This window comes from Brevundimonas sp. (genome assembly GCF_004210735.1).
In the GTDB taxonomy this organism is placed as follows: domain Bacteria; phylum Pseudomonadota; class Alphaproteobacteria; order Caulobacterales; family Caulobacteraceae; genus Brevundimonas.
Map to the genome: position 1 here is coordinate 1 of NZ_SDZL01000024.1, position 13,029 is coordinate 13,029.

General features: G+C 67.4%; 16 protein-coding genes and 2 tRNA genes. 11 read left to right on the top strand and 7 right to left on the bottom strand.

All coding sequences use genetic code 11. The annotated features are described in order from the left end of the window. Positions 1 to 190 precede the first annotated feature (190 nt). A complete protein-coding gene (locus tag EON91_RS07015; RefSeq protein ID WP_292092841.1) occupies positions 191 to 322 on the top strand; it encodes a hypothetical protein in 132 nt (43 codons plus the stop codon). Further along, the gene (locus EON91_RS07020) at positions 288 to 1,859 is read left to right on the top strand and encodes an ABC-F family ATP-binding cassette domain-containing protein (protein WP_292092843.1); all 1,572 of its coding nucleotides are present in this window, start codon (positions 288 to 290) and stop codon (positions 1,857 to 1,859) included. The genes EON91_RS07015 and EON91_RS07020 overlap by 35 nt, the downstream gene beginning before the upstream one ends. 3 nt (positions 1,860 to 1,862) lie before the next feature. Here the strand turns inward: EON91_RS07020 and EON91_RS07025 are convergent, their stop codons facing one another. The 3 genes from EON91_RS07025 to EON91_RS07035 are packed head-to-tail and all read right to left on the bottom strand — an operon-like array spanning position 1,863 to position 3,726. After that, on the bottom strand, positions 1,863 to 2,312 hold the full coding sequence (locus EON91_RS07025) for a flagellar basal-body protein FlbY (RefSeq protein WP_292092846.1): 450 nt from the start codon (positions 2,310 to 2,312) through the stop codon (positions 1,863 to 1,865). Beyond that, complete coding sequence (locus EON91_RS07030; protein ID WP_292092847.1) at positions 2,309 to 2,611, bottom strand: rod-binding protein; 303 nt, start codon at positions 2,609 to 2,611, stop codon at positions 2,309 to 2,311. The genes EON91_RS07025 and EON91_RS07030 overlap by 4 nt, the downstream gene beginning before the upstream one ends. Continuing rightward, a complete protein-coding gene (locus EON91_RS07035) occupies positions 2,611 to 3,726 on the bottom strand; it encodes a flagellar basal body P-ring protein FlgI (protein ID WP_292092849.1) in 1,116 nt (371 codons plus the stop codon). Before EON91_RS07035 ends, EON91_RS07030 begins: the two co-directional genes overlap by 1 nt. A gap of 182 nt (positions 3,727 to 3,908) precedes the next feature. On the opposite strand from EON91_RS07035, the gene EON91_RS07040 reads away from it, so the two are divergent. The 3 genes from EON91_RS07040 to gltX all read left to right on the top strand — a co-directional run bounded on the left by EON91_RS07040 (position 3,909) and on the right by gltX (position 6,364). Next, positions 3,909 to 4,337, top strand: coding sequence for a flagellar assembly protein FliX (locus EON91_RS07040; protein ID WP_292092850.1), 429 nt, complete (start codon positions 3,909 to 3,911; stop codon positions 4,335 to 4,337). A gap of 183 nt (positions 4,338 to 4,520) precedes the next feature. Next, positions 4,521 to 4,955, top strand: coding sequence for an RNA polymerase-binding protein DksA (gene dksA / locus EON91_RS07045; RefSeq protein ID WP_292092851.1), 435 nt, complete (start codon positions 4,521 to 4,523; stop codon positions 4,953 to 4,955). Between the two features lie 74 nt (positions 4,956 to 5,029). Then, positions 5,030 to 6,364, top strand: a complete 1,335-nt coding sequence (gene gltX / locus EON91_RS07050) for a glutamate--tRNA ligase (RefSeq protein ID WP_292092852.1) — start codon at positions 5,030 to 5,032, stop codon at positions 6,362 to 6,364. 81 nt (positions 6,365 to 6,445) lie between these two features. Here gltX and EON91_RS07055 read toward each other — a convergent pair whose 3' ends face one another. Together EON91_RS07055 and EON91_RS07060 are read right to left on the bottom strand one after the other, a co-directional pair. Then, positions 6,446 to 6,739: a hypothetical protein gene (locus tag EON91_RS07055; RefSeq protein ID WP_292092854.1), complete on the bottom strand. Its 294-nt coding sequence runs from the start codon at positions 6,737 to 6,739 to the stop codon at positions 6,446 to 6,448. A 127-nt stretch (positions 6,740 to 6,866) separates the two neighbouring features. Continuing rightward, a complete protein-coding gene (locus tag EON91_RS07060) occupies positions 6,867 to 7,472 on the bottom strand; it encodes a TIGR00730 family Rossman fold protein (RefSeq protein ID WP_292092856.1) in 606 nt (201 codons plus the stop codon). 85 nt (positions 7,473 to 7,557) lie between these two features. On the opposite strand from EON91_RS07060, the gene EON91_RS07065 reads away from it, so the two are divergent. Continuing rightward, positions 7,558 to 8,346, top strand: a complete 789-nt coding sequence (locus EON91_RS07065; RefSeq protein WP_292092860.1) for a hypothetical protein — start codon at positions 7,558 to 7,560, stop codon at positions 8,344 to 8,346. Between the two features lie 133 nt (positions 8,347 to 8,479). Here EON91_RS07065 and EON91_RS07070 read toward each other — a convergent pair. Further along, positions 8,480 to 8,554 (bottom strand) — tRNA-Asn (locus EON91_RS07070). Positions 8,555 to 8,621: 67 nt separating this feature from the next. Between EON91_RS07070 and EON91_RS07075 the strand changes: the two genes are divergently transcribed. Continuing rightward, the gene (locus EON91_RS07075; protein ID WP_292092862.1) at positions 8,622 to 9,452 is read left to right on the top strand and encodes an RNA methyltransferase; all 831 of its coding nucleotides are present in this window, start codon (positions 8,622 to 8,624) and stop codon (positions 9,450 to 9,452) included. A gap of 64 nt (positions 9,453 to 9,516) precedes the next feature. Further along, positions 9,517 to 9,639: a hypothetical protein gene (locus tag EON91_RS07080; RefSeq protein ID WP_292092863.1), complete on the top strand. Its 123-nt coding sequence runs from the start codon at positions 9,517 to 9,519 to the stop codon at positions 9,637 to 9,639. 39 nt (positions 9,640 to 9,678) lie between these two features. Here the strand turns inward: EON91_RS07080 and EON91_RS07085 are convergent. Beyond that, a tRNA-Cys gene (locus EON91_RS07085) sits at positions 9,679 to 9,752 on the bottom strand. Positions 9,753 to 9,881: 129 nt separating this feature from the next. Here EON91_RS07085 and EON91_RS07090 point away from each other — a divergent pair. From EON91_RS07090 to EON91_RS07100, 3 genes are all read left to right on the top strand, one after another. Beyond that, positions 9,882 to 10,511, top strand: coding sequence for a protein-L-isoaspartate O-methyltransferase (locus EON91_RS07090; protein ID WP_292092865.1), 630 nt, complete (start codon positions 9,882 to 9,884; stop codon positions 10,509 to 10,511). Positions 10,512 to 10,646: 135 nt separating this feature from the next. Continuing rightward, the gene (locus EON91_RS07095) at positions 10,647 to 12,227 is read left to right on the top strand and encodes a TolC family outer membrane protein (RefSeq protein ID WP_292092867.1); all 1,581 of its coding nucleotides are present in this window, start codon (positions 10,647 to 10,649) and stop codon (positions 12,225 to 12,227) included. A 167-nt stretch (positions 12,228 to 12,394) separates the two neighbouring features. Next, entirely contained in the window at positions 12,395 to 13,000 is a 606-nt protein-coding gene (locus EON91_RS07100; protein ID WP_292092869.1) for a DUF2497 domain-containing protein, read from the top strand. Positions 13,001 to 13,029 lie beyond the last annotated feature (29 nt).

Sequence of the window (13,029 nt, forward strand, 5' to 3'; positions counted from 1 at the left end):
AGGTGGCGTCGGTGGATGCCGGGGAAGGGGATGGCGGTCATGAGGGCCTCGTCGTGCCGGCAATATGGGGCCGGTCACAGCGGCGCGCCATGCGACAGGAGGCGCGCGGGCGCCAAAGGTGGCGCTTGCAACCAACCGCCCATGACCCCATTGTCTCCCTGTCGAGTGTTTTACAGGAGGCCTGACGATCATGATCAGCACGCTGGAAATCGGTTTCGCCCTTTCCGCTCCGCTGCTCGTGTTCGCCTATGTCCTTCTCCAGCCTCGCCCCAAACCCATCCGCGTTCGTGACGCTCAGCAGCGTCGCCGCCCGAACGCCTGACGGACACACGCTTTTCGACAATCTGAGCCTCGCCTTCGGGCGTGAGCGTACCGGCCTGGTGGGCCGCAACGGCGTGGGCAAGACCACGCTGCTGCGTCTTATCGAGGGGCTGACGGCGCCCGCCGAAGGCACGGTGACGCGCGCCGGTCGTCTGGGCGTGCTGGCCCAGCGTCATGAGCCGGCGCCCGGCGAAACCGTGGCGGATACGCTGGGCGTGGTTGACGCCTTGGCGATTCAGGCGCGTATCCTGGCCGGGGGCGGATCCGAGGCCGATATGGCCGAGGCCGACTGGACGCTGGACGCGCGGATGGACGAGGCGCTGGGCCAGACGGGTCTGGCGGGCCTGCCTTGTGAGCGGCTGACGGCCAGTCTGAGCGGCGGCGAGCAGACCCGCCTGCGGCTGGCGGCCCTGTTGATGGCGCGGCCGGAGCTGCTGATCCTGGATGAGCCGACCAACAATCTGGACGCGGGTGCGCGCCAGATCGTGGCGAAGGTGCTGGGCGGCTGGAAGGGCGGGGCTGTCGTGGTCAGCCATGACCGGTCGCTGCTGCGCCAGATGGACCGGATCGTGGAACTGTCGAGTTTGGGGGCGGCAGTCTATGGCGGCGACTATGACGCCTATGAGCAGCGCAAGGCGCTGGAGCGGGCCGCGGCCGAACGTGAGCTGGAGAGCGCGCAAAGACAGGTCAAACAGACCGCGCGCGCGGCCCAGACTGCGGTGGAGCGCAAGGCGCGCCGGGACAAGGCGGGCCGCGCCTTCCGCGCCCGCGCCTCGGAGCCGAAGATGCTGCTGGATTTCAGGGCCGAGCGGGCCGAGCAGTCCGGCGCGCGCGATCAGCAGACGGCCGCCCGACTGGCCGCAGCGGCCGATGCGGCCCTGAGCGACGCGGCGGCCAAGGTCGAGCGGGGCCGGCAGATGGACATTCCCATGCCCCCGTCCGGCCTGGCGGCGGGTCGAACCGTGCTGGTGCTGGATCAGGCAGGATGGGCGACGCCCGAGGGGCGACAGGTGTTGAAGCCGATCTCCCTACGTCTGACGGGGGCGGAGAGGGTCGCGGTCACCGGCCGCAACGGAGCGGGCAAGACGACCCTGTTGAAACTGATGACCGGCGCGCTAGCGCCGACCACAGGGCGGGTGGAGTGGCCCGTTCCCGCCGCCTTGATGGACCAGCACGTCAGTTTGTTGAGATCGGACGAGACCCTGCTGGAGGCCTGGCTCAGGCTTAATCCCGGCGCGTCGCCGAACGACGCCCATGCGGGTCTGGCGCGATTCCTGTTCCGTAATGTCGCGGCCCACAAGCCGGTGAGTATGCTGTCGGGCGGCGAACGGCTGCGGGCGGGGTTGGCCTGCGTGATGACCGGGCTGCGGCCACCGCAACTGCTGATCCTGGACGAGCCGACAAACCATCTGGATCTCGACTCGCTGTCAGCGGTCGAGGCGGCGCTGAGGGCCTATGACGGTGCGCTGGTCGTGGTCAGCCACGACGCCGACTTTCTGGATGCCGTCGGCGTGCAGCGGACGCTTGAGTTGCAGTAGGCGTCAGGCCGTGCGGTTCAGGGCGAAGGCCCGGCCGTCGGCGACCGCCGCATGGCCCGAGGCGCCATAGCCGGCGGGTGAGCCGCGCGCCTCGGTGACTTCACCCGCGATGGCGCGGACCAGGCCCTCGGAAATCTGACGGGCCGCCTCGACGGCGGTGGCGTGGGCGGCGACGGCGGCGTCGAACAGGCGCGTCGCGGTCATCAGGGCTTTGCGTTCGGCCAGAGGCGCGGCGGCCAAGGCCGAAGGATCGGCCTTTACCTGCGCCGACTCGCGGCGATAGGCGTTCGCCAGATCCTGGGTCTCGGCCAGACCGTCCGCCACATCCTGGGGACGCTGAGCGGCGAAGGCGGCGGTTTCTGTCTCCAGACGGGCGGTCAGGGTCTGGGTCAGGCCGAGCAGTTGGCGCACGCGGGCGGTGGCGGTGATGACGGCGGCGTCCTGAACGGTCATGCGGCTTGCTCCTGCATCTTCATCATCTGGGCGACGACATGGTCGGCCAGGCCGATACCGCCGGCCTTGACGGTCTGTTTGGCCATGGCTTCGACCAGGAAGCTGCGCCAGGTGGCCTCGCTCTCGCCGCCACCGAAGGGGCCGTCGGTCTTCAGACCCTCGAACATCGGTTTCATCATCTGGGCCAGGAAGGTGGCCTCGAAGGATTCGGCGGTCTCGCGCATCTTGCCCGCTTGGGCGGACGGCGCCTGGGCCGCGGGACGCAGCAGGTCGGGGGAAAGGGTGGTCAGGCTGTCCATCACATCACCTCAATGTCGGCTTGCAGGGCGCCGGCGGCCTTGATCGCCTGCAGGATGCTGATCATGTCGCGGGGGCTGACGCCCAGGGCGTTCAGGCCGTTGACCAGGGTCGAGAGCGAGGTCCCGCCGCCGACGATCCGCATCTGGCGGCCCAGCTCCTCCTCGACGTTCACGGTCGATTGCGGAACCACGACCGTCTGGCCGCCCCGGCTGAAGGGCTCGGGCTGGCTGACCAGGGGCGTTTCCTGGACCGAGACGGTCAGATTGCCCTGGGCGATAGCGACGGTGGAGACGCGGACGGCCTCGCCCATCACGATCACGCCGTTGACCTCGTCGATGATGACCTTGGCCGGGGTGTCGACCGCGACCGCCAGATTCTCGATCCGGCTGATGAAGCCGGGCATGCCCAGTTGTGCAGGCGCGCGAAGGGCGATGACCGTGCCGTTCTCGGCCAGGGCGGTCTGGGGATAGACCTGATTGATTGCGGCGGCGACGCGCTGGGCGGTGGTGAAGTCGGGGTTGCGCAGGTTCAGGCGCACCTGCTGCTGATTGGCGAGGTTGAAACCGCTTTCCTGTTCGACCGTCGCGCCCGAGGCGATCCGGCCCGCCGTGGGCACGCCGCGTGTCACCGACGAACCTGAGCCGCCCGAGGCGGACACGGCGCCCGTCTGGATGGACCCCTGACTGACGGCGTAGACCTGACCGTCCGCGCCCTGAAGCGCGGTCACCAGCAGGGTGCCGCCCAGCAGGCTCTTGGCGTCGCCCATGGTCGAGACGTTGACGTCGATGCGCGAGCCCGGCGTGGCGAAGGGCGGCAGTTCAGCGGTCACCATGACGGCGGCCACGTTCTTGGTGTTGGTGTTGGCGTCGCGGATGTTGACGCCCAGACGCTCCATCATTCCTTCCAGCGACTGGCGGGTGAAGGGCGAGTTGCGCAGGCTGTCACCGGTGCCGTTCAGGCCGACGACCAGGCCGTAGCCGACCAACTGGTTCGAGCGGACCCCCTCGATCGAGGCGATGTCCTTGATTCGCGACTGGGCCGACGCGGCGTCAGCCCCGGCCAGAAGGGCCACGGCAGCGAGAGGGGCGAGCAGGGAGGCCAGCAACTTTTGCATCGGTCGGTGTCCGGTCACGGTTGTCGTGCTTAACCATGCGAAGATCGTGCCGGAGGAAAAGCATAAGCATTTCAACAATCGACCCGGCCGGTGCGGTCTGCATCGCGGCAGATTCTGCCGGGGCGTTAACCAAGAGGTGACGCGAGATCTGATACGAAGGTCACGAACCGGAGTTTCCGCCCATGAAGGTCACAGGTCCGACCGGCCCTACATCTTCGTCGTCATCGTCGCGCGCGGGCAAGTCCGCCGGCGGTTTCGCCCTGCCATCCACGGGTGCTGCGGCGTCCGCGAGTCCGGCGGCCCAGACGGCGTCGACCTCGGGCGTGGCCGATATCTCGGCCCTGATGGCCCTGCAAGGGGTGGAGGACGCAACCGAGCGGCGGCGCCGCGCGATTCGCCGGGGCGGGGGGCTTCTGGATCGGCTGGACGAGCTGAAGCTGGAGCTGCTGTCGGGCGAATCTGGCGCGCTGGCGCTTGAAAGATTGTCGCGCGCGGTCCGCGAAGAACGTCCGCTGGACGCAGAACCGGGTCTTTCGGCCGTGCTGGATCAGATCGACCTTCGCGCGGCAGTTGAGTTGGCCAAGGTCGAGTTCGCGCGCTCTCGCGCCTGATCACCAAAAAAGGTTAGCAAAATCAGCATCCACCGATTGGCGAGTGATGAAGAAATGTCACGCCGTAATCGTTAGCGAAGCTTAACAAGATCACGCTGACGAGAAGCGCGTTGCGGCGGATCGCCGCTCTGCTTATAGCCGGGTCTGCGCCACAGGGGGGCGCGACAACCGAGCGTGAGTGCGATGAACGCATTGGCGTCTGTAATTAAAACGGACCCGGCCACCTACAAGCCGTCCGACGGCGAGCCGTTCATGAATGAGCGGCAACTGGCCTATTTCAAGAACAAGCTGCTGGCCTGGAAAGACGACATCCTGCGGGAGTCCAAGGGCACGGTCGTCAACCTGAAGGCCGAGACCGAAAACCACCCCGATCTGGTGGACCGCGCGTCCTCCGAATCCGATCGGGCGCTGGAGCTTCGGACCCGCGACCGCCAGCGCAAGCTGATCTCCAAGATCGACGAGGCCCTGCGCCGGATTGAGGACGGTAGCTATGGCTATTGCGAGGAGACGGGCGAACCGATCAGCCTGGGCCGCCTGGAAGCGCGTCCGACAGCGACCCTGTCGGTCGAGGCCCAGGAGCGACACGAGCGTCGCGAACGCGTCCATCGCGACGACTGAGGGCGGGTTCGGCTTGACTTGCGGGGGCGGCGGCGCGACCTAGCCGCCTCTCTTTCAGAGGTCGCTGAACAACCATGTCCGTCAAGGTCCGCTTCGCCCCGTCCCCCACGGGTCGCCTGCACGTCGGCAACGTGCGCACCGCCCTGGTCAACTGGCTGTTCGCGAAAGGGCAGGGCGGCAGCTTCGTCCTGCGGATCGACGACACCGATCTGGCCCGCTCGACCCAGGAATATGAGGACGGCATCGAGGCCGACCTGACCTGGCTGGGCCTGACGTGGGACGAGCGCTACAACCAGTCCAAGCGGTTTGACCGCTATGAGGACGCCGCCGCGCGCCTGAAGGCGTCGGGCCGTCTTTACCCCTGCTATGAAACGTCCGAGGAACTGGACCGCCGCCGCAAGGTGCAGCTATCGCGGGGCCTGCCGCCGATCTACGACCGCGCGGCGCTGGAGCTGACCGACGCCGAGAAGGCCGCGTACGAGGCCGAGGGGCGTCGTCCGCACTGGCGCTTCAAGCTGGAAGGCAAGCGTGTCGCCTGGGAAGATCTGGCGCGCGGTCACGCCGAGGTGGACACCGCCTCGATGTCGGACCCGGTGCTGATCCGCGAGGACGGCCTGTTCCTGTACACGCTCCCGTCGGTGGTCGACGACATCGACATGGACATCACCCACATCATCCGGGGCGAGGACCACGTCACCAATACCGGCGCGCAGATCGAGATCTTCGAGGCGCTGGACGCCAAGGTTCCGGGCTTTGCGCACATGCCGCTGCTGGTCGGCGCCGATGGCGCGGCCCTGTCCAAGCGTCTGGGCTCGCTGTCGATCAGCGACATGCGCGACCAAGGCTATGAGCCGATCGCCATCACTAGCCATCTGGGCAAGATCGGCACTTCGGACGCGCTGGAAGTCGCCGGGTCGGTCGAGGCCCTGGGTCAGTCGTTCGCCTTCTCCAAGATGGGCCGGTCGCCGGCGCGCTATGACACCGCCGATCTGGATCGGTTGAACGCGCAGGCGCTGCACGCGATGGACTATGTGACCGCCAAGCCCCGTCTGGCGGCCATGGACGCTGATCTGGGCGAGAGTTTCTGGGATGCGGTGCGGCCGAACCTGCAGAAATTCGCCGACGTGGTCGACATGGCCCGGATCGTCAGCGGCCCGATCATGCCTGTGATCGAGGACCCCGCCTTTGCGGCCGCCGCTCTGGACGTGCTGCCGGACGTCATCGACGCGGGCGCGTGGTCGGCGTGGACGGCGGCGGTAAAGGACAAGACCGGAGCCAAGGGCAAGGGGCTGTTCATGCCGCTGAGACTGGCCCTGACCGGACAGGCGCACGGCCCGGATATGGCGGCCATGACGCCCCTGATCGGCCGCGAGAAGATCGAACGACGCCTGAAGGGTGAGACGGCCTGAGGTCAGGCGATCGTCAGATGCAAGAAAGGCCGCCTTCGCAGGAAGGCGGCCTTTCTCAATTCCGGCGCATGAGCGTCAGGATCAGGCGGCGTTGCAGGTCGCCAGGGCCTGTTCGTCCAGAGTCTCGCCCTTGTAGCTGAATGCGGCGACCGCGCCGAATTTCGCGACGACCCGGCGGCAGGCGCGCGAGGCCGGCTGGCTGGCGCCGCCGGTGGCGGTGCACTGGGCGCCATCACAGCGCCAGGCGGCGCCGTCGATGATCGTGCGGCTGGCCGGAGCCTTGGCGGCGTCGACCAGGGTCAGGCTGGTGGCGGGGGTGTCGGCCAGGGCCGGGGCGGCGGCGAACAGGGCCGCAGCGATAAGCAGAGCACGCATGGATGGTCTCCGGGGTAAACGGGTTGGCCCGACGGGCCTGCCTCGCCAATGTCCGTTGTTTTAGAAAACTGTCAAGCGCGGGTTTTCAAAAGCGACGAACAAGTCGACGAATGTGACTGACGTTTACTTAACGGCGATCATGTTGCAAGTGAGGCGTATCGTCCGCCCGCGTCAGGGCCGCCATCGTCTCTTCCACGGTGTTGCAGACGATCCACGCATCCAGGAACGAGCGGGGGGTCATGCCTTCCTCGACGCTGTGACGCATCATGGCGAAGAAGGTCTCCCAGAAGCCATTGAGATTCAGGAAGATCACGGGCTTGGTGTGCAGGTCCAGACGCTTCCAGGACAGCAGCTCGACCACTTCCTCCAGCGTGCCGACGCCCCCGGGCGCGACCACGAAGGCGTCGGATTGATCGTACATCAGCTGTTTGCGCTCGTGCATCGAGGTGACGACGATCGTCTCGACCTCGTCGAACAGGCGTTCGCGGCTGCGCAGGAAGGCGGGCATGATGCCGATGACCCGTCCGCCGGCCTCGTGCGCCGCTCGTGCGGACGCCCCCATCAGGCCGACGCCGCCGCCGCCATAGACCAGGCGCCAGCCCGCTTCGGCCGTCGCCGTTCCGAACTGCTGAGCCGCGGCGATATAGTCGGGATGGGCGGCATCCGACGATCCGCAGAACAGGCAGACGGAAGAGCCTTCGAAAGGCTCGATGGTGAAGGCGGAAAGCGACATGAAACCTCAGGAAGGACGAAACGCGAGACGCCGCGCCGAGCGACGCGCTATCAGGGTGAATAGCCATATCGCTACGCGAGGCTGGATGGAACGCCGGATCAACCTTTCCCTGTATTCCGCGGCTATGGCTGCGGTGCTGATGTCGCTGGGCGGCTGTTCGCCGGCAGGCGAGCGTGCGCCGGATCGGGTGGAGGCGCTCCGGCCGACGGGCTGGGTCGCGCCGCCTCGAATCGAGTCGGTGAGCCACAGCCGCTCAGGCCTGATCGTTCAGGGCGTGGCCGAGCCGGGAGGCCGGGTGGTGTTGAGGGGGCAGGGCGCCGCCGCCTTCGCCGCCGTGGCCGATGATACGGGCCGCTTTTCCTTACGTATGACAACCCCGGCCACTGACGCCCTGTTTACGCCTGAAATTCAGGTGGGAGAGGACGCTGCGCCTGGGCAGGAACGGCTGCTGATTCTGCAGCAGGGGCCGGTCGCCGTGGTTTCTGGCGGTGAGGCGACGCGGCGACTGGATGACGCGCCCGCACTGGGCGCGGTCGACAGCGACGGCCATGCGTTGCTGGTGTCGGGGCGGACCCAGCCCAACGCCTCTGTGACCGTGGCGGTCGGCGCCCGGACCCAACAGGTCGGTGCTGATTCCAGCGGCCGGTGGAGCCTGATGGTCAACGGGGCCGGGGCGATGACGATTCGTGTCGCCGGAGCTGAATTCGCCTATCCGGGCGGCGGAGCGGGCACAGGCTTTTCCGCCGTCCGGGCGGGCGAAGGCGTGCTGGTTGCGTGGCCGGCCATCGCATCGTCTTCGGCCGTAGCAGCGGATGCGGGTCCTGCGGAAACGCGGCAGAGCAGCTGGTTACCGATCAAGCGTGTGGTCGATTAAGGCGTCGTTAACCAAACCGCCCGATCTAGGGGGCGTCTTCTTTCTTCGAGGACACCCACCATCACCGAACTTCTTCAGCCCGACGCTCGCGTCGGGCTTTTTTTTGGGTGGTGATGGTCTGGAAAGACCCGAGTGGCTCCGCGGGTAGGATTCGAACCTACGACCAGCCGATTAACAGTCGGCTGCTCTACCACTGAGCTACCGCGGAACAGTTGCTCGGGAAGGCGGCGGCTATAGCAACACACTTCCGCCTAGCGCAACGGAAATATGGACTGATGGACATCATACGCGTCGAAGACGCCGCAGATCCCCGGATTGCGGGCTTCCTGAACATTCGCGAGCGCGACCTGACGGGCCGTGAGGGCCTGTTCGTGGCCGAGGGCGAGGTGGTTTTGCGCACCTTCGCGTCGCCCGCGTGCCGTTGTCGGCCGGTTTCGGTGCTGATTGCGGAGAATCGGCTGGAGGGGCTGGTTCCGATTCTGTCGGCCTTGCCCGGGGGACCGCCGATATATGTGGCGCCGCAGGGAATCCTGGACGCCATTGCGGGCTTTCATCTGCATCGTGGCATCCTGGCGCTGGGGGCAAAGGCGCCAATAACGACGCTGGACGCGCTTCTGGCGCGGACAGACGACAGGGCGATTCTGGTCGCAGCGTGCGGGATCGGCAATCACGACAACATCGGCGGGCTTTTCCGCAATGCGGCGGCGTTCGGCGCGGCGGGGATGATCCTGGACGATCGCTGCGGCGATCCCTTCTATCGCAAGTCCATCCGCGTCTCGGTCGGGGCGGTGATGCGCATGCCCACAGTGACCGGCCTGAGCGGGGCCGAAATCGTGACTCAACTGCAGGCGGCGGGGGTGGATGTCCTGGCCTTGACGCCGGGGGCTACGGTGGCGCTGGATCAGGTCCGGCCCACGGGGCGGACTGCGATCCTGCTGGGCTCCGAGGGGCCGGGGTTGCCGCAGGCGATCATCGACCGCTGCCGGCCCGTGGCGATCCGGATGGCGGGTGATTTCGATTCCCTGAACGTCGCGGTGGCCAGCGCGGTGGCGTTACATCACCTTTCGGTCTCCAGGCGTTCAATCACAGGGATGTCAGGCGGTTAACCTTTTATACACCTTGATGAACGGCTCCGCTTGTGGCGACCTGTCCACAGGGAAGGGGAGCGATATGTTCAGCAGCATCACTGTCTTTGTCGGGCGTCGCGCGCGCCTGGTCATGTTTGTGGCGATGACGATGGCCGCGCTCAGCGCTGCCGGGGCCATAGGCTGGCTGACGGCGCCCGTGGCCTGAAGGCCCAAACGGGCCGGATCGTGGGGAGAATACTCGCGATGGAGGCCTGACCGGGAATCGAACCCGGGTGCAAGGATTTGCAGTCCTCTGCGTCACCACTCCGCCATCAGGCCGTTACCCCGGAACCGGGGCTGCGCCATCGCGAGGGGCGTTCGCTATCAGATCGGATTGTCCGCTGCAACGCAGAGACCTATAAGCCCGTCAGTTTTCCGAACTTTCGGATCAGTAGGGATCAGCGACAGATGGATTTCGCCGCCGCGCGCAAGGTCATGGTGGACTCGCAGGTCCGCGTGAACGACGTCACCGACCGTGAGCTGCAGGCCGCGCTGGGCGTGGTCGCCCGCGAGCGCTTCTGCGCGCCGGACCGCGCCTTCTCAGCCTATGCCGAGGTCGAGACGCCGATCGCCGGAGAGCGCAAGCTGATGCTGCCCCGCGATCTGTCCAAGCTGCTGCAAGCCGCAGAGGCCCGGCGTGGCGAACGCGCCCTGGCCATCGCCGCGCCTTATGCAGCGGCGGTGCTGGCGCAAATGGGGCTGGACGTCACCGCCCAGGAATCGGACGCGGCGGTCGCCGAGGTCGTTTCGCCGGCGCTGACCGAGGCGGGCGTCGCCCTGATCATAGCTCCGCTGACCCAACCTTCGGGCGAAGGTTATGACCTGATCGTCTGCGAGGGCGCCACGGCGACCCGCCCTGAGCCGTGGATCGCCGCTCTGCGCGAAGGCGGCCGCCTGGTGACGGTCGAGCGCACCGGGCCAGTCGGTCAGGCGGTCCTGTATGTGAAGGGGCGCGAGGGCGTCTCGCGCCGTGAACTGTTCAACGCCGCGCCGCCGATTCTGGACGAAACCCGCGCCGAGCCCGCCTTCGCGCTTTAAAGCTCAGGCCGGCGCGACGGAAACCGGGACCGATTGCGTGAAAAAAACTTAACTGGCGCCGGGCGAGGCTATTTCGCACTTACGCCACTCTAAGGCTTAATCGGCGCCGGTGTCCGGGGCCTGCAGGAACTGCCCATGTTTACTCGTTCGCGCTCGCTCGCTTCGGTCGCCCTGATCGCCATCGCGTTGGGAAGCGGGGCTGCGCCGGCCTGGGCCGAGACGCTGCAGGACGCGATCGCCCTGGCCTATCAGACCAACCCGACCATCCTGGCCCAGCGCGCTAACCAACGGGCGCTGGATGAATCCGTCGTTCAGGCCCGCGCAGGCCTGCGCCCGAACATCGATCTGAGCGGCAGCGCCGGCTACACCCGCACGGATACGCCGCGCATCACCACGACCACGTCTGCGACGACCTTCCCGATTGATACGGACGGCGACGGCATCGCCGACGCCACGGGCACGATCCCCGGTTCGACGACGACCTCGGGCGGGTCCAGCGACAGCGAAAGCGGCGGCGCCAGCATCGGCCTGTCGCAGAACCTCTACACCGGCGGCCGGACCACCCTGGCCATCTCGGCGGCCGAGGCGAACATTCTTGGCGGCCGCGAAAACCTGCGCGAGATCGAGCAGCAGGTGATGGCTTCGGTCATCCAGGCCTATGCCGACGTGATCCGCGACGTGGAGGTGCTGCGCATCCGTCAGGACAATCTGGGCGTCCTGCGTCGCCAACTGGATGAAGCCGGCGCCCGCTTCGAAGTCGGCGAGATCACGCGCACCGACGTGGCCCAGGCCGAGGCCCGCCTGGCCCAGTCCGAAGCCGATCTGGCCAACGCCCAGGCTCAACTGTCGACCTCGCGCGCGGCCTATGCCGCCGTTGTCGGTCAGGCGCCGGGCGACCTGGCCCCGATGCCGGCCCTGCCGGGCGTTCCCGGCGACTTCGACGCCGCCCTGGATCGGGCGCTGGAGAACAATCCGGGCGTTCTGGCCGCCGGCTACAGCCTGCGCTCCGCCGAGGCCCGCGTGGCGGCCGCCCGCGCCGAGTATCTGCCGTCGGCGCGCCTGTCGGCGTCGTATGGCGGCTCAACCAACGATCTGTCGAACTTTGACCTGGCCGATCGCACCAGCTTCCAGGCGACGGCCTCCATTTCGGTGCCGCTGTTCACCGGTGGCCTGAACCGTTCGCGCGTCGCACAGGCCCTGGAACAGGCCAACGCCGCCCAGATCGGCGTCGAGGGCGAGCGCCGCGGCGTGCTTCAGACTGTCAGCAGCAGCTTCGCCCAGGTGGTGTCGTCGCGCGCGACCCTGCAGGCCGGAGAACAGGCGGTTCGCGCGGCCTCGGTCGCCGCCGAGGGCGTGCGTCAGGAGGCCCAGGTCGGCCTGCGCACCACCCTGGACGTGCTGAACCAGGAGTTGGAGCTGCGCTCGGCCCAGGTGACACTGGCTAGCGCCCGTCGCAATGAGTACGTCGCACAGGCCCAGTTGCTGGCCGCCATGGGCATTCTGGACGGTCCGACCCTGAGCCCTTCGGTCGAGGCCTATGACCCCAGCGCCAACTATAACCGCGTCCGCAACCGCGGCGCCCTGCCGTGGGATGGGGTGATCGAGGCCATCGACCGCATCGCCGCGCCCGCCGTGGTTCCGGCCAATGACGCCGCCGACGCCCCGATCGACACCCAGCTCAAGGGCGAGGTGATCCAGACGGCGCCGCGCGACTAAGGGCGGAGCGAATACCCTGTCAGGCGAAAACGCCCGTTGATTCCGACGGGCGTTGATGCGACGACAAAGGGCGAGGGGGCGAGCGGCTGGAGTCGGCCGCCTTCTCGATGCGCTGTCTTCGGGCGGCGCCTTGGGTTCTTCCACCGCTGCGATTCTAAGGTTGCGCCATGACCGATCAGACCGCCCAGGAACCGACCATGGAGGAAATCCTGGCGTCGATCCGCCGGATCATCTCTGAAGACGACGCCCCGGCCGAAACCGCCGCCGCGCCGGTCGCTACGCCTGAGCCGGAGGTCATGCCGGAGCCCGCGGCCGCCGAATCCTTCGCCGCCGAACCCGAGGTATCGCCCGCCTTGATGGACGAGACGCCTTCGGTCCAAGAACCCGTCTCGTCCGAAGAGGACGTGCTGGAGCTGACGGATCGCTATGAGGCGCCCGCATCCCAGTCGATCGGCGATCTGGATGTCGAGGAAGTTTCGGCAGAGCCGTTCCCGGATACCTTTGATGCAGCGCCCGCTGCGTCCGCCCCGGCTTACAATCCGCTGGTTGGCGAAAGCGCCGCCGCCAGCGCCGCCTCGGCCTTTGCCGGCCTGGCCGCCTCGCTGCGTCGTCCGGACGCGCCCGATCCGCTGCCCAGCGGCCCGACGCTGGACGAACTGGTCCGCTCGCTGCTGCGCCCGATGCTGAAGTCGTGGCTGGACGAGAACCTGCCGGCCATCGTCGAGGCGCAGGTACGCAAGGAAGTGGAACGCATCGCCCGCAACGCCGGCTAGCCCTTCGCTTCACCTGACACTAAGTCATA